General features: G+C 74.3%; 16 protein-coding genes. 11 read left to right on the top strand and 5 right to left on the bottom strand.

Annotation, left to right across the window (positions count from 1 at the left end; all coding sequences use genetic code 11):
* Nucleotides 1-44 precede the first annotated feature (44 nt).
* Nucleotides 45-281 (top strand): PTS sugar transporter subunit IIB, encoded by a 237-nt coding sequence (locus GPA02_RS11755; RefSeq protein WP_156200231.1) that lies wholly within the window; start codon nucleotides 45-47, stop codon nucleotides 279-281.
* A 35-nt stretch (nucleotides 282-316) separates the two neighbouring features.
* On the opposite strand, the gene GPA02_RS11750 is transcribed toward GPA02_RS11755, so the two are convergent.
* Entirely contained in the window at nucleotides 317-1,180 is an 864-nt protein-coding gene (locus GPA02_RS11750; RefSeq protein WP_156200229.1) for a mechanosensitive ion channel family protein, read from the bottom strand.
* A gap of 62 nt (nucleotides 1,181-1,242) precedes the next feature.
* Nucleotides 1,243-1,374 carry a hypothetical protein gene (locus GPA02_RS19460; RefSeq protein WP_275689722.1) on the bottom strand — a complete coding sequence of 44 codons (132 nt, stop codon included), beginning with the start codon at nucleotides 1,372-1,374 and terminating at the stop codon, nucleotides 1,243-1,245.
* Between the two features lie 329 nt (nucleotides 1,375-1,703).
* Here GPA02_RS19460 and malQ point away from each other — a divergent pair, with 329 nt between their 5' ends.
* The 4 genes from malQ to GPA02_RS11725 all read left to right on the top strand — a co-directional run bounded on the left by malQ (nucleotide 1,704) and on the right by GPA02_RS11725 (nucleotide 5,325).
* Nucleotides 1,704-3,866 carry a 4-alpha-glucanotransferase gene (malQ, locus tag GPA02_RS11740; protein WP_156200225.1) on the top strand — a complete coding sequence of 721 codons (2,163 nt, stop codon included), beginning with the start codon at nucleotides 1,704-1,706 and terminating at the stop codon, nucleotides 3,864-3,866.
* On the top strand, nucleotides 3,853-4,329 hold the full coding sequence (locus GPA02_RS11735) for a PTS sugar transporter subunit IIA (RefSeq protein WP_156200223.1): 477 nt from the start codon (nucleotides 3,853-3,855) through the stop codon (nucleotides 4,327-4,329). The genes malQ and GPA02_RS11735 overlap by 14 nt, the downstream gene beginning before the upstream one ends.
* A 77-nt stretch (nucleotides 4,330-4,406) precedes the next feature.
* Nucleotides 4,407-4,724 carry a YciI family protein gene (locus tag GPA02_RS11730; protein ID WP_156200221.1) on the top strand — a complete coding sequence of 106 codons (318 nt, stop codon included), beginning with the start codon at nucleotides 4,407-4,409 and terminating at the stop codon, nucleotides 4,722-4,724.
* A 22-nt stretch (nucleotides 4,725-4,746) separates the two neighbouring features.
* Nucleotides 4,747-5,325, top strand: a complete 579-nt coding sequence (locus GPA02_RS11725; protein WP_204986595.1) for a GNAT family N-acetyltransferase — start codon at nucleotides 4,747-4,749, stop codon at nucleotides 5,323-5,325.
* A 36-nt stretch (nucleotides 5,326-5,361) separates the two neighbouring features.
* Here GPA02_RS11725 and pepN read toward each other — a convergent pair whose 3' ends face one another.
* Complete coding sequence (gene pepN / locus GPA02_RS11720) at nucleotides 5,362-7,950, bottom strand: aminopeptidase N (RefSeq protein WP_156200219.1); 2,589 nt, start codon at nucleotides 7,948-7,950, stop codon at nucleotides 5,362-5,364.
* Between the two features lie 215 nt (nucleotides 7,951-8,165).
* Here pepN and GPA02_RS11715 point away from each other — a divergent pair, with 215 nt between their 5' ends.
* The 4 genes from GPA02_RS11715 to GPA02_RS11700 all read left to right on the top strand — a co-directional run bounded on the left by GPA02_RS11715 (nucleotide 8,166) and on the right by GPA02_RS11700 (nucleotide 10,840).
* Nucleotides 8,166-8,795 carry a mycothiol-dependent nitroreductase Rv2466c family protein gene (locus GPA02_RS11715; protein ID WP_156200218.1) on the top strand — a complete coding sequence of 210 codons (630 nt, stop codon included), beginning with the start codon at nucleotides 8,166-8,168 and terminating at the stop codon, nucleotides 8,793-8,795.
* Nucleotides 8,796-8,858: 63 nt separating this feature from the next.
* Nucleotides 8,859-9,428, top strand: a complete 570-nt coding sequence (locus tag GPA02_RS11710; protein ID WP_156200216.1) for a hypothetical protein — start codon at nucleotides 8,859-8,861, stop codon at nucleotides 9,426-9,428.
* Nucleotides 9,429-9,644: 216 nt separating this feature from the next.
* On the top strand, nucleotides 9,645-10,019 hold the full coding sequence (locus GPA02_RS11705) for a rhodanese-like domain-containing protein (RefSeq protein ID WP_156200214.1): 375 nt from the start codon (nucleotides 9,645-9,647) through the stop codon (nucleotides 10,017-10,019).
* A 68-nt stretch (nucleotides 10,020-10,087) separates the two neighbouring features.
* Nucleotides 10,088-10,840, top strand: coding sequence for an SDR family NAD(P)-dependent oxidoreductase (locus tag GPA02_RS11700; RefSeq protein WP_156200213.1), 753 nt, complete (start codon nucleotides 10,088-10,090; stop codon nucleotides 10,838-10,840).
* Between the two features lie 3 nt (nucleotides 10,841-10,843).
* Here the strand turns inward: GPA02_RS11700 and GPA02_RS11695 are convergent, their stop codons facing one another.
* The gene (locus GPA02_RS11695; RefSeq protein ID WP_156200212.1) at nucleotides 10,844-12,817 is read right to left on the bottom strand and encodes a S9 family peptidase; all 1,974 of its coding nucleotides are present in this window, start codon (nucleotides 12,815-12,817) and stop codon (nucleotides 10,844-10,846) included.
* Nucleotides 12,818-12,907: 90 nt separating this feature from the next.
* Here GPA02_RS11695 and GPA02_RS11690 point away from each other — a divergent pair, with 90 nt between their 5' ends.
* A complete protein-coding gene (locus GPA02_RS11690; RefSeq protein ID WP_156200210.1) occupies nucleotides 12,908-13,354 on the top strand; it encodes a ribose-5-phosphate isomerase in 447 nt (148 codons plus the stop codon).
* Here the strand turns inward: GPA02_RS11690 and GPA02_RS11685 are convergent.
* Entirely contained in the window at nucleotides 13,339-14,070 is a 732-nt protein-coding gene (locus GPA02_RS11685; protein WP_156200208.1) for a hypothetical protein, read from the bottom strand. The genes GPA02_RS11690 and GPA02_RS11685 overlap by 16 nt on opposite strands.
* Nucleotides 14,071-14,089: 19 nt before the next feature.
* Here GPA02_RS11685 and GPA02_RS11680 point away from each other — a divergent pair, with 19 nt between their 5' ends.
* A complete protein-coding gene (locus GPA02_RS11680; RefSeq protein WP_240134013.1) occupies nucleotides 14,090-14,413 on the top strand; it encodes an MGMT family protein in 324 nt (107 codons plus the stop codon).
* The last annotated feature ends 4 nt before the right edge of the window (nucleotides 14,414-14,417 follow it).

Genomic DNA, 14,417 nt, shown 5'->3' with positions numbered 1-14,417 from the left:
ACGGCTCGCCGGAGACGCCGGCGCGCGGGATGCGAGGAGCGACAGTGGGCAAGGCCGAGGACTTCCTGGCGGCGCTCGGTGGCAACGACAACGTCGTGGACCTGGAGCCGTGCATCACGCGGCTGCGCGTCGAGGTCTCCGACCCGGCTCTCGTCGACGAGGACACCCTCCGTGAGCACGGCGCGTTCGGCGTCGTCCGCTCGGGTCGGGTCGTGCAGGTCGTCGTCGGTCCCGAGGCCGACGACCTCGCCGCCGCGATGGAGCAGATCCGCAGCTCCTGACCAAGGTGCCGGCCGCGCCCCGCTGCGCGCGACGGTCAGTCGGCGAGCGTGACGCCGCGCCCCGCGAGGGCGGCGGGCAGCTCGCGGCGCATGGCGCTCGCGACCTGCCACTGACGCCCGGACCGCGTGCGCACGATCCAGCGCAGCGTGATGCCGGAGCCGGCGACGTCCTCGACGAGCACCTCGGCGTCGCCCATGATCGCGTCGCCGAGCGGGCCGCTGCGCAGCGCCTGCGTCACCGCGGTCATCGCCTCGCGCGCGGCCTCGACGTCGGCGTCGGGCAGGACGCGCACCTGGGCCACCGCCTGCGACCAGCCCTGGGACTCGTTGGCGACCCGCAGCACCTCGCCGTTGCGCACGTGCCAGACGCGGCCGTCGTCGTCACGGATCGTCGTGATGCGCAGCGCCACCCGCTCGACGGTGCCGCTGGCCATGATGACCCCGACGGCGCCGAGCTCGACCCGGTCGCCGACGCCGTACTGGTCCTCGACCAGCATGAAGATGCCGCTGATGACGTCCCGCACCAGCGACTGCGCACCGAACGCCAGCGCGACGCCCACGACGCCGGCCGAGGCGAGGAGCGGGGCGACGTTGACGTCGAGCTCGCTCAGCACCATGACCAGCGCGACCGTGCCGATGACGATCGCGACCGTCGAGTTCAGCACCGACTGGAACGTCCGCAGCCGCTGACCGGCGCGGTTCGGGTCGCCGATGACGACCTTCGCGCGGTCGCTCACGGAGGCCGCTCGCGCCGGCAGCCTGGACAGACGGCGCACGACGCGTCCCACGACGAACCGCAGCAGCACCGTGAGCAGGACGGCGACGACGGCGATCGCGGCGATGCGCGCGGGTGCTGCCGCGACGACGGTGCTCACCACGCCCTCAGCTGTCACCCGCACGCCGCCAGCCTAACGACGCGACCGCCCGCCCGGCGTCGTCGCCCCAGGACGGTGGAGCGCCGTCAGCCGGCGGCCGCGGGCTGGGCCGCGCGACGGGCGGGGTCGGTGATCCGCTCCATGAGCGTGACGGTCGCGCGGCGGCCGAGCACCCGGGCGGCGACGGCGGAGGCGCGGTTGCCCGCGCCGTCGACCACGCTGGGGCCGGGGTCGCGGGAGGCGAGGTGCGCCAGCGCCGTCGCGACGACGTCCTCCGGGCTGCGCTTGCGGGCACCGGCCGTGGCGTCCTCGGTGCCGACGACGTCGTTGAGCTCGGTCGCGGTCGCCTCCGACGGGACCGCGGACCTCGAGGCCGTCTACGACGAGGCCGTCGCCGCGCTGCGCGGCTGACGGCGCCTCACGAACTCGCGCGCGACAGGCGCGGGCAACACCCCGTGGCGCGACGGCAGCGGCACCCGGTGTCTGGCAAGATCGATCACGCTCCCCGGTGGGCGGGGGGCCGAGACACGTGGGAGCTCCAGTCGCTGTGACCGAGACCACCGAGGACGCCGCCGGTCAGCCGGTGGACGACGAACTCCGGGCGCTCGCGCGCGCCCACGGGGTGGCCACGGAGTACTGGGACATCGACGGCGTCCAGCGCCACGTCTCGGAGCGCACGATCCGCGCGGTCCTCGCCGCGCTGGACGTGCCCGCCGAGACCTCCGAGCAGGTCGCGCGCTCGCTGGCCGCGGCCGAGCTGGCGCCGTGGCGGCGCATGCTCCCGCCGAGCGTCGTCACCACCGAGGGCGAGGCGCGCACCATCGGCGTCCACGTGCCCGACGGCGCCTCCGTCGAGGTCCGCGTCGAGCTGGAGGACGGCGGCGAGGTCGAGCTCGCGCAGGTCGACGACTGGGTGCCGCCGCGCGAGGTCGACGGCCGGATGATCGGCCGCGCCACCTTCGAGCTGCCCACGACGCTGCCGCTGGGCTGGCACACGCTGCACGCCCGCAGCGGCGAGGAGACCGCGACCGCCGTGCTCGCGGTCACGCCCGCCCGGCTGGAGCTGCCGCCGCTGCGGCCCGAGCTCGGCGACCGGGCGTGGGGGCTCATGACCCAGCTGTACTCGGTGCGCTCCTCGCGCTCCTGGGGCTTCGGCGACCTCGCCGACCTCGCGGAGCTGACGACGATCGGGGGCGAGCTCGGGGCCGACTTCCTGCTCGTCAACCCGCTGCACGCGGCCGAGCCGACGACGCCGATCACGCCGTCGCCCTACCTGCCGGCGACCCGCAGGTTCGTCAACCCGCTCTACATCCGGCCGGAGGAGATCCCCGAGATCGGGTACCTGCCGACCAGCCAGCGCACGCTCATCGAGTGGGGCTTCGAGGGCGTCGCCCCGATGAACACCGACGCCGGCCCGATCGACCGGGACGCCGTCTGGGACGCGAAGCGACCGGCGCTCGAGACGATCTACGGCGTCGGGCGGTCGCGCTCGCGGCAGCGCGAGCTCGACGCGTTCCGGCGCGAGCAGGGCCAGGGCCTGGAGGACTTCGCGCTGTGGTGCGCGGTGCACGAGCGCTACGACGAGCAGTCGTGGCCGCTCGCCGTCGAGAACCTCACGCCGGGCACGCTCGCCCAGCTGCGCCGCGAGCTCGCCGACCGCATCGACTTCCACGTGTGGCTGCAGTGGGTGGCCGACGCCCAGCTGGCGCGCGCCCAGAAGGCCGCGCGCGACAACGGCATGCGGCTGGGGATCATGCACGACCTCGCCGTCGGCGTGCACCCCGAGGGCGCCGACGCCTGGTCGCTGCGCGACGTGCTCGCGCGCGGCATCACCGTCGGCGCGCCGCCGGACTTCTACAACCAGCAGGGCCAGGACTGGAGCCAGCCGCCGCTGCGCCCCGACGCGCTCGCCGAGACCGGCTACGCCGCCCTGCGCGACATGGTCCGCACCGTGCTGCGCCACGCGGGCGCGCTGCGGGTCGACCACATCATCGGGTTCTTCCGGCTGTGGTGGATCCCGGAGGGCGCCGGCCCGGCCGAGGGCACCTACGTGCGCTACGACCACGAGGCGATGATCGGGGTGCTGGCGCTCGAGGCCCACCGCGCGGGCGCCGTCGTCATCGGCGAGGACCTGGGCACGGTCGAGCCGTGGGTCCGCGACTACCTCGACCGCCGGGGCATCCTCGGCACCTCGGTGCTGTGGTTCGAGAGCACCGAGGACGGTCACCCGAAGCCGCCCGAGGACTACCGCAGGCTCGTGCTCGCCACCGTGACCACGCACGACCTGCCGCCGACCGCGGGCTACCTCGCCGAGGAGCACGTCGACCTCCGGCACCGGCTCGGGCTGCTCACCGAGCCGGTGGCGCAGGTGCGGCTCGCCGCCCGCCTCGAGCGGGAGCGGATGCTCGCGGCGCTCGCCGCGCGCGGGCTGCTGCCCGACGACCCGACCGAGCGGCAGGTCGTCGAGGCGCTGCACGCCTACGTCGCGCAGACGCCGGCGGCGCTCGTGGGCGTCTCGCTCGCCGACGCGGTGGGGGAGCGGCGCACCCAGAACCAGCCGGGCACCAACGACGAGTACCCGAACTGGCGCATCCCGCTGGCCGACGGCGCCGAGCGCTGCGTGCTGGTCGAGGACCTCCCGGGCAACGCGCGCCTGGGCTCGCTGGTCACCGCTCTCGTCTCGGAGCTGAGGTCGCATGCCGCTCACTAACCTGTCCGTGCTCGCCCCGGTCGCCGGCCGGGTGACGACCCTCGACGAGGTGCCCGACCCGGTCTTCGCCGCCGGCATGGTGGGGCCGGGGCTGGCGATCGCACCCGTGCTGGGCACGGCCGTCGTCGAGGCGCTCGCGCCGGTCGGGGGCGTCGTCGCCGCGATCCACCCGCACGCGTTCGTCATCGCGGGCCCGGGCGCGGGCGAGCGCGGTGTGCTCGTGCACCTCGGCATCGACACCGTGCAGCTCAAGGGTCGCGGCTTCGAGCTGCTCGCCGAGCTCGGGGAGGAGGTGGCCGCGCGGCAGCCTGTCGTGCGGTGGTCGCCCGACGACGTCGTCGCGCGCGGCATGAGCGCGCTCGTGCCGGTCATCGCGCTCGCGGCGGACCCCGCGATGCTCGACCTCGGCAGCGGCGACGTCGAGGCCGGCGACCACCTGTTCGACTGGCACGCGCAGCCCTGACCCCGCCGGCGCCGTCGATCCGGGCGCCGCTCGGACGTCATCGAGGTGACACCGTCCCCGAGGCCGAGGAGCCCGTGATGCCCGAGTACGCCGTCCTCATGTACCACCCGCGGCCCGGCGAGGGCGAACCGACGGACCGCGCCCCGCACGACGCCTACGCGCGGTCGATGGAGACCTCCGGCGAGCTGGTGTTCGCCCGCGGGCTCGCCGACCCGCGCCAGGCCCGTTCGCTGCGCGCCGACGGCTCCACCGAGGGCCCGTACCTGGAGTCGGCCGAGGCGGTGGTCGGGGTGTACGTCGTCGAGGCGCCCGACCTCGACGCCGCGGTCGCGATCGCGAGCCGCAACCCGATCCTGCGGCAGGGTGGTGGGGTGGAGGTCCGGCCCGTCGGCTGAGCCGTGCCCTAGGGTCGACGGCGTGCCGCGCACCCTGGACGACGTCGCGTTCCCGCTGCGCACGCAGCGCCTGACGATCCGCCGCGCCCGGCCCGAGGACGCCGCCGCGATCTGGGCCTACCGGCGACTGGAGCCGGTCGCGCGCTTCATGACGGCGCTGCCCGGCCCGCTGGAGGACTTCCGCACGACGTTCACCGAGCCCGACCGGCTGGGCCGCACCCTCGTCGTCGAGCTGGTCGACGGCACCCTGGTCGGCGACCTCATGGTGCGCGTCGACGACGCCTGGGCGCAGACCGAGGTCGCCGCGCAGGCGGCGGGCACGCAGGCCGAGATCGGCTGGGCGCTCGACCCGGCGCACCAGGGTCACGGGTACGCGACCGAGGCCGTGCGCGAGCTGCTGCGGCTGTGCTTCGACGACCTCGGCCTGCGCCGTGTCGTGGCGCTGTGCTTCGCCGCCAACGAGCCGTCGTGGCGGCTGATGGAGCGCGTGGGGATGCGGCGCGAGACCCACACGGTGCGCGAGAGCCTGCACCGGTCGGGGGAGTGGATGGACGGCCTCGGCTACGCGATCCTCGCCGAGGAGTGGCGCGCCCGCGCATGACGACGCCCGCCCCGCACGGGGGCGGGCGTCGTGGCGTCAGGCCTGTGCCGCGGCGCGGTCGGCGCGCTGCGCCTGCAGGGCGCGGCGCACGCCGTCGCGGTTCTCGACGACCAGCCGGCGCAGCGCCGGGACCCTGTCGGCGAGCGCCTCGAGGAACTCGTCGGTCGCGGCGAGGACGTCGACGCCGTAGGCCTCGTCGATGTCGGCCAGCTGCGTCGGGTAGAGGCCGACGACGATGTTCTGAGCGATCTCGTTGGTGCGGTGGTCCCAGACCTTCTCGATCGCGTCGAAGTAGCGCTCGACGAACGGCACGAGCAGCTCGCGGTCCTTCGCGCGGCCGAAGCCGGCGATCACCGCGGCCTGCACCGCGTTGGGCAGCGAGTCGCCCTCGACGACGTCGCGCCACACCGCCTCCTTGGCCTCGGCGGTCGGCATCGAGGCACGGGCCTCGGCCGCGGCGCGCTGACCTGCCGCGGTGCTGTCGCGCTCGAGCTCGGCGTCGATCTCCTCGGCGCTCGCGGCACCCGCCGCGGCGAGGCCGCGCAGCAGGTCCCAGCGCAGGTCGGTGTCGACCACGAGTCCCGGCACCGCGTCGCCGCCCTCCAGCAGCCCGCGCAGCTGCGCGACCTGCTCCTCGCCCGCGGCGCGCGCCGCGAACGCCCGGACGAACTGGAGCTGGCTGTCCGAGCCGGGCTCCGCCGTCGTCGCGAGCTGCCACAGCCGCGCGGCCGCCTGACCGGACACCTCCTCGCGCACCCGCGGGTCGACGTAGAAGTCGATCGTCGTCGCCAGCTGGCGCAGCAGCACCATGACGACCGAGGAGTCGGTCTCGGACGCGATGTTGTTGAGCACGAGCTCGACGAACTGACGACCGGGCGTCTCGCCGTCGCGCGTCATGTCCCACGCGGACGCCCACACGAGCGTGCGCGGCAGCGAGTCGGTGAACCGCGACAGGTGCTCGGTCGCCGCGGCGAGCGACTCGGCGTCCATGCGGACCTTGGCGTAGGCGAGGTCGTCGTCGTTGACGATGACGATCGCGGGTCGGTCGAGGCCGACGAGCTCGGGGACCGGGGTCGCGTCGCCGTCGATGTCGAGCTCGACCCGCTGCGTGCGCACGAGGTTGCCCTCGGCATCGATGTCGTAGCCGCCGACCGCGAGCCGGTGCGGGCGCAGCGAGGACATCTCCTGCGGCGTCTCCTGCCGGATGACGAAGCTGGTGATGCGGCCCTGGCTGTCGCTCTCGATCTCCGGCCGCAGCAGCGTGACACCGGCCTCCTCGAGCCACACCTGCGACCAGCGCGACAGGTCGCGCCCGCTCGTGGCCTCGAGCTCGACCAGCAGGTCTCGCAGCTCGGTGTTGCCCCACGCGTGCTTCTTGAAGTACTGCTGCACGCCCGCGAGGAACGCGTCGCGCCCCACCCAGGCGACGAGCTGCTTGAGGACCGAGGCGCCCTTGGCGTAGGTGATGCCGTCGAAGTTGACCTCGACGTCCTCGAGGTCGTTGATCTCGGCGACGATCGGGTGCGTCGAGGGCAGCTGGTCCTGCCGGTAGGCCCAGGACTTCTCGAGCGAGGAGAACGTCGTCCAGGCCTGGGTCCAGCGGGTCGCCTCGGCGGTCGCGAGGGTGGACGCGTACTCGGCGAACGACTCGTTGAGCCACAGGTCGTTCCACCAGCGCATCGTCACGAGGTCGCCGAACCACATGTGCGCGAGCTCGTGGAGGATCGTGACGGCGCGGCGCTCCACGATCGCCTGGGTCGGCTTGGACCGGAACACGTAGTTCTCGAGGAACGTCACCGCGCCGGCGTTCTCCATCGCGCCCGCGTTGAACTCCGGCACGAACAGCTGGTCGTACTTCGCGTACGGGTAGGGCATGTCGAACGCCTTCTCGAAGAAGGCGAAGCCCGCGCGCGTGATGTCCATGATCTCGTCGGCGTCGAGGTGCTCGGCGAGCGAGGCGCGGCAGAACACACCGAGCGGGATCTCGCGGCCGTCGACGCTCGTGAGCGAGCCGGTCTCGCGGTGGTACGGGCCGGCGACCAGCGCCGTGACGTAGCAGGGCAGCCGGTCGGTCGCCGGGAAGGCCCAGACGGCGCTGCCGGGGCGGTCCTCGCCGGCCGGCACAGGCTCGGGCGTCGGCGCGTTGGACACGACCTGCCAGTGGTCGGGCGCGGTCACGGTGAACGTGAACGTCGCCTTGAGGTCGGGCTGCTCGAAGACGGCGAACATGCGCCGGGTGTCGGCGACCTCGAACTGCGAGTACAGGTACACCTCGTCGTCGACGGGGTCGACGAACCGGTGCAGGCCCTCGCCGGTGTTCATGTACGCGCAGTCGGCGACGACGACGAGCTCGTTGCTGGCCTGCAGGTCGGGCAGCTGCACGCGGGAGTTCCCGAACACCTCGACCGGGTCGAGCGACGTGCCGTTGAGGACCACCTCGTGGACGACAGGCGCGATGAGGTCGATGAACGTCGACGCGCCGGGCTCGGCGTCGAACAGCACGCGGGTCCTCGACCCGAACACCTCGCTGCCGCGGGTGAGGTCGAGCTCGACCTCGTAGCTGTGCGTCCGCACGGTCGCGGCGCGCTCGGCCGCCTCGAGGCGGGTGAGGTTCTCTCCGGGCACGGGTGGGCTCCTTCGGGATGACGGGTTCAGCGATCCTGCCACGGCGGGCGCGAGCGGCGCGCGCGGGCGGACGCGTCGACGATAGGCGCCGGGCGGCGTGATCGGCGAACCGAATCACACCCGCATCGCGAGCAGCGCGGCCGCGCGGGAACAGGATCGCCCTCGCCGGTGGTTGGATCGGGGGCAGGGACCACCGACCGAGAGGACGCGCTTCCATGACCACCGCCACGCCCCAGACCGCCGTCGCCGACTTCTGGTTCGACCCGATCTGTCCCTGGGCGTGGATGACGTCCCGCTGGATCGGCGAGGTCGAGAAGGTCCGAGACATCACGGTCCGCTGGCACGTCATGAGCCTCGCGGTGCTCAACGAGGGCCGCGACCTGCCCGAGGACTACCGCAAGGGCCTCGAGGACGCCTGGGGCCCGGTGCGTGTGATCATCGCCGCGCAGGAGCGCCACGGCGAGGAGTACGTCAAGAAGCTCTACGACGCGATCGGCACCCGTATCCACCCGCAGGGTCGGCGCGGCGAGGCCGGGCTGCGGCCGCTGGTCGTCGAGGCCCTGGAGGAGGTCGGGCTGCCGGCCGACCTCATCGACGTCTACGACACCGACGAGGTCGACGAGAAGCTGCGCGCCTCGCACGCCGAGGGCATCGGGCTCGTCGGCGAGGACGTCGGCACGCCGATCGTCGCCTTCAACGGCACCGCCTTCTTCGGGCCGGTCATCACCCCCGCACCGAAGGGCGAGGAGGCTGGCCGCCTGTGGGACGGCGCGGTGCTGGTCGCGAGCTACCCGGGCTTCTACGAGATCAAGCGCACCCGGACGCAGGGACCGATCTTCGACTGACGGGTCCTCAACCCGGTCGCGTACCTTAGGGCGTGCTCGCCACGGAGGAGAGGGAGCCCGCCCATGTCGTCACGCCGCCTCGGACCGCTGGAGATCACGCTCATCGTGGTCGACGCGATCCTCATCGGTGTGCTCGTGGTCCTGCTGGTCACGGCGCCCGACGGACCCGACGACCGGGCGGGTGACGACCCGTCGTCGACCGCCGCGACCGCCGACCCGTCCGCCACGGTGACCGAGGACCCGACCTCGGCGCAGGTCGTCACGGTCCCCGCCGATGCCGTCGACCTCGCGGAGTTCGCGACGCCGAGCGGCAACATCTGGTGCACGATCGGCGACGACTCGGCCGCCTGCCAGATCGACACGATCGAGTACGCGCCGCCGCAGATCGAGGGCTGTGACGACAACGACCTGCTCGGGCGCGTGCTCGTCGTCGGTCCCGACGGTGCCGAGTTCCCGTGCCCCGACGGCTCGATCCCTGGGGCCGACCCCGACGACCGCGAGGTGCTCGACTACGGACAGACCACGCACGTGGGCGACTACATGTGCGAGGTCACGAGAACGGGCGTCACCTGCACCAACATCACGACCGGGTCGGGCTTCTCGGTGCGCCGCGCCGAGGCGACCCGGTTCTGATCTCACGATCCGGGACTCCCGCGCCCGGGCGTCCGCGGCGGCCGCGGCGGTGGTGGAATCGCACCGTGACCGCCGAGACCGCACGCACCGCCACGCCCGTGGCGAGCGTGCCCGCGCCCCGCGCCGGGCACGCGATGCGTCGCATGCGTCTCTGCGAGATGTGTCCCTGCTCCTGACCAGCAGACCACCACATCCGCAGACCCCTCGGAGCACGACATGGCCGTCACCACCGGCACCACCTGGGACATCCTCCTCAACGACGAGCCCACCACCCGCCTCGACCCGCACGGCAGCGTGAGCGCCCGTGCCGCGTACCAGGCGGCGCTCTACGACCGGGCGGTCCTCGTCGACCTGCGCAGCGCCCGACGCCGCTCCCACGACGGCGAGCTGCCCGCCGGCCTGTCGGTCGCCGTCGTCGACCGCCTCGAGCTCGGCGTGTGGCTGCGGGAGTCGCTCGCCGCACGCGTGCTGCTCCTCGACGACGACGGCGACCGCGCCGGGCGGCTGGCCGCGAGCGCCGGGCCGCGGCTCGCGGCCGTCGCCGGAGGCTTCGCGGGCTGGCGCGCCGCCGGGCTGCCGGTCGCCTCCTGAGCGGGCCACGGCCGAGACGTCCGCGCACCGACTTGCGCGGCGGGAGCGGGCGCGCGTAGACACCTGGCATGACCCGACGCATCGTCATCACCGGCGGCGGCAGCGGCCTGGGCCGCGCCGTCGCGCACCGACTGCTCGCTGAGACCCCCTCGTTCGCGCTGGTCGGGCGACGGCTCTCGGCGCTGGAGGAGACCGCGGCCGAGCTGCGCGAGACGAACCCCGACGTCGAGGTCACGCTGCACAGCGCCGACCTCGCCGACCCGGTGGCCGTCCACAACGCCGCGGCGGAGATCACCCTCGGGGGCTCCGTCGACGTGCTCGTGCTCAACGCGGGCGGGAACTTCGGCGTCGGCGCCGGGAGCGACCTCGGCTCGGTCGCCGAGGCCTGGCGGGCCGACTTCGAGGGCAACGTGCTCACCACGGTGCTGCTCGCGCACGCGCTGCGGCCGCACCTGACCCGCCCGGGAGCGCGGGTCGTCGCGATGAGCTCGGTCGCCGGGATCCGCGGCTCCGGCTCCTACGGCGCCGCGAAGGCCGCGATCAACGCGTGGGTGTGGTCCGAGGCGAGCGCGCTCGCCACCGAGGGGGTGACGGTCAACGCCGTCGCGCCCGGGTTCGTGCCGGACACCGACTTCTGGCGGCCCCGCATCGAGGCCGACCCGGGAGTCTGGGACTCCCGGGTCGCGCAGATCCCGATGGGGCGCCCTGGCACCCCCGAGGAGGTCGCGGAGGCCGTCGCCTACCTCGCCTCGCCGCAGGCCGGCTGGACCACCGGCCAGATCCTGCAGGTCAACGGCGGCACCGTGCTGGGGCGCGGCTGAGCGCTACGCCCGCACGACCTGCTCGTGCTCGGCGAGCGCCTCGGCCAGGCCAGGCACGCCGTCCGCGCCCACCGGCACCTCGAGGCTGGACCCGGACAGGTCGCCACCGATCGGCTCCGCGCGGCCGCCCAGGTGCGCCGCGAGGAAGTGCTCGGTGACCGCGTTGAACGCCTTGCTGTTCTCCGGCCGGTGGAAGCCGTGGCCCTCGTCGGGGAACAGCGCGTAGGTGACCGGGATGCCGTTGCTGGTCATCGCCTCGACGATCTGGTCGCTCTCCGCCTGCTTGACGCGCGGGTCGTTGGCGCCCTGGCCGATCAGCAGCGGTCGCACGATCCGCCCGGCGTGCGTCAGCGGCGACCGCTCGGTGAGCAGCGCCTGGCCGTCCTCGGTGCGGGGGTCGCCGACGCGGCGCGCCAGCGACTCGAACATCGGCTTCCAGTACGGCGGGATCGTCGCGAGGAGCGTGTGCAGGTTCGACGGCCCGACGATGTCGACACCGCACACGAACGTCTCGGGCGTGAACGTCAGCCCGACGAGCGTCGCGTAGCCGCCGTAGCTGCCGCCCATGATCGCGACCCGGTCCGGCGTGGTGACGCCGTGCTCGACCGCCCAGGCGACCGCGTCGAGGAGGTCGTCGTGCATCGCGGCCGCCCACTCGCGGTCGCCCGCGTTGGTGAAGGCCTTCCCGAAGCCCGTCGAGCCGCGGTAGTTCACCTGCAGGACGGCGTAGCCGCGGTTGGCCAGCCACTGCGCGTACGGGTCGTAGCCGAGGGCGTCACGCGCCCACGGCCCGCCGTGCACGCTCAGCACGAGCGGCACCGCCGCGGTGGCGAGGCCGTCGCGCAGCTCGACACCCGCCGGCAGCGTGAGGTAGCTCGGCAGCGTCAGGCCGTCGCGCGCGGCGATCTCGACCCCGTGCATCGGGACCAGCGGTGCGCCGTCGAGCGCGGGCCGGCCGCTGAACAGGTGCTCGAGACGGCCCTCGGCACGGTGGTAGCGGTAGTAGGTGATCGGCTCCTCCGGCGCGGTGCGGGCGATCACCCAGGTGGCGTCGTCGAGCGTGCGGGAGGTGACGACGACGTCGCCCGGCCCGAGCTCGGCGAGCCGGTCGAGGTCGGCGCGGACGGCGTCGTCCAGGACGGTCCAGGTCTGCTCGAGGTAGGTGACGGCGACCGCCTGCACCTCGCCGGTGGTCGGGTGCACGAGCAGGTCGCCGCCGACGTCGGCGCGCGGGTCGGCGTGCAGCAGGGTGCGCTCGCCCGAGCCCTGGTCGACCGCGAGCAGCGCCGCGGTGTCGCGGTCGCGCGAGTCGAGCATGTACAGCACCCGGCCGTCGGCGGTCAGCCCCAGCGGCGCCGTCGTCAGCGAGTCCTCGAACCCGATCTCCTCGCTCAGCCGCCAGCCGTCCTCGGTGCGCGCGAGCAGGTCGGTGCCGGCGTCCGGGCGCTGCCGCACCGCGTACCGCAGCCGGTAGTCGTCGTCGGCGAGGTAGCCCGCGAAGCCCTCGGTGTTCTCCTCGACGAGCGTGCGCTCGCCGGTGACGAGGTCGACGCGGTAGACGTCGTGCAGCTCGGCGTCGCGGTCGTTCATGCCGACGAGCACCTCGTCCGGCACCCGCTGGCTGAGGTGGACGACGTCGGCGCGCGTGTGCTCGTACGCCGTCAGGTCGAGCGGCTCGCCGCCGGTGACGTCGACCCGGAACAGGTGGAAGTCCTCGTCGCCGCCGGTGTCGCGCAGGTACAGCAGCACGTCGGGGCGGTAGGACCAGAAGAACGCACGGATGCCCCGCGCGGCGTCGCGCGTGACCGGCCGCGCCGCGGCGGGGTCGTCGGCCGGGGCCACCCAGACGTTGAGGACGCCGTCCAGCGGGGCCAGCCAGGACAGGTGGCGGCCGTCCGGGCTGAGCCGGACGGCGGCGCGCTCGGGGTTGCCGAACAGCGCGTCGCGGGGGATGAGGTCGACGTGGGGTGAGCTCATCGGAGCAGTATCACCCGGCGGCGCGCCCCTGGGCCGGACGCCGCCGGGGGACCGCGGGACGAGCCCTCGCGATGCGGCATGATGACGCCCATGCGTCTGCACATCGCCGCCGACCACGCGGGCTTCGAGCTCAAGACCGCCCTCGTCGAGCACCTCCGCTCGGCCGGCCACGACGTCGTCGACCACGGCGCCCACACCTACGACCCCGCCGACGACTACCCGGCGTTCTGCTTCGCGGCCGCCGAGGCCGTCGTCGCCGAGCCCGGTTCGCTCGGGATCGTCATCGGTGGCAGCGGCAACGGCGAGCAGATCGCCGCGAACAAGGTGCGCGGCGTGCGCTGCGCGCTCGCCTGGAACGTCGCCACGGCCCAGCTGGCGCGCCAGCACAACGACGCCAACGTCGTCGGCATCGGCGCCCGTCAGCACAGCCAGGAGGAGGCCCTCGCGATCGTCGACGCGTTCGTCGCCGAGCCCTTCTCCGGTGACGAGCGGCACCAGCGCCGCATCGACGAGGTCGGGGCCTACGAGTCGCGCTGAGCGCGGGCCGCGGCGCGCGCCTGCTGCCGCCGCGTCAGCACGGCCAGCGCCGCGTTGAGCGGCACGAGCACCACCACGACGACCGGCATCAGCGCGGTCGCGGCGACGCACAGCGCGGTGACGACGGCGGTGAGGACCAGCCAGCCCGCCTCGACGTAGGGGCTCGGCCGGCCGGCGGTGCGCACGACCCCCGAGCGGGCGGCCTCGCCCTCCCGCGTGTCGGCCACCAGCACCTCGCGCAGCCGCACCGTGCGCACGCCGGTGACCACCGCCGAGGCCACCAGCCACCCCAGGCCGGCGGCGGCCGCGCGGGCCGCGACGCCACCGGGCGTGAGCAGCGCGACGAGCAGTGCCAGCAGGGGGGTGACGGCCGCCGTCGTGACGGCGCCGACGATCACCGCGGCCGCACCGGGGCGCGACCGCCGGGTCAGCGCGAAGGCCACCAGCCCGAGGGCGGTCGCCAGCACCCAGGACGCGGCGCCGAGCACCGTCGCGAACGCGGCCTCGCGCGCGAGCAGCAGCGTGGCGGCCAGCCACAGCACGGCCAGCGCCGCGACGGCCACGAGGGCACCCAGCAGCTCGCGCCGGTAGGCGTCGACCAGCGGCTTCTCGTCGACGTGGCTGTGGGGCACCGAGTCGTCGCAGTGCTCGCAGACGTACGGGGTCTCCGCCGCCGTCCCGGCAGCTGTCGCGGTGCTCTTCTTCGCCTCGGCCACGACAAGCGATCATAGGTGGGTGCTGCCGCCGCCCGACGACTACGCCGAGCTCGTGCTGGACACCGTCGCGACGATCCCCGAGGGGCGGGTCGCCAGCTACGGCGCGGTCGCGGCCGCCGTGCGCGAGGTCACGGGCAGGGGGAGCGCCCGCGTCGTCGGGCGCGTGATGGCCCGCTACGGCAGCGAGGTGTGCTGGTGGCGCGTGGTGACGGCGTCGGGCGCGCTCGCCGAGCGGGTGGCGGGCGAGCAGCGGGCCCGGCTGCGCGCCGAGGACGTGCCGTTCACGCGCGACCGCGTCGACATGCGGCGGGCCGCGTGGCAGCCGTCGCCGCCGGGGCTGTGACGCC

It is taken from the genome of Actinotalea caeni (assembly GCF_009733795.1).
Classification (GTDB): domain Bacteria; phylum Actinomycetota; class Actinomycetes; order Actinomycetales; family Beutenbergiaceae; genus Pseudactinotalea; species Pseudactinotalea caeni.
The sequence above is the reverse complement of the archived record's forward strand: the minus strand, read 5'-3'. Positions and strand labels throughout refer to the sequence as shown.

Excerpts from the sequence above, each read along its gene's own strand:
- GPA02_RS11715 (WP_156200218.1), top strand. The coding sequence starts at position 8,166 with ATGACCACCGCCACGCCCCAGACCGCCGTCGCCGACTTCTGGTTCGAC.
- GPA02_RS11730 (WP_156200221.1), top strand. The coding sequence starts at position 4,407 with ATGCCCGAGTACGCCGTCCTCATGTACCACCCGCGGCCCGGCGAGGGC.
- GPA02_RS11705 (WP_156200214.1), top strand. The coding sequence starts at position 9,645 with ATGGCCGTCACCACCGGCACCACCTGGGACATCCTCCTCAACGACGAG.
- GPA02_RS11710 (WP_156200216.1), top strand. The coding sequence starts at position 8,859 with ATGTCGTCACGCCGCCTCGGACCGCTGGAGATCACGCTCATCGTGGTC.
- GPA02_RS11695 (WP_156200212.1), bottom strand. The coding sequence starts at position 12,817 with ATGAGCTCACCCCACGTCGACCTCATCCCCCGCGACGCGCTGTTCGGC.
- GPA02_RS11735 (WP_156200223.1), top strand. The coding sequence starts at position 3,853 with ATGCCGCTCACTAACCTGTCCGTGCTCGCCCCGGTCGCCGGCCGGGTG.
- GPA02_RS11700 (WP_156200213.1), top strand. The coding sequence starts at position 10,088 with ATGACCCGACGCATCGTCATCACCGGCGGCGGCAGCGGCCTGGGCCGC.
- GPA02_RS11690 (WP_156200210.1), top strand. The coding sequence starts at position 12,908 with ATGCGTCTGCACATCGCCGCCGACCACGCGGGCTTCGAGCTCAAGACC.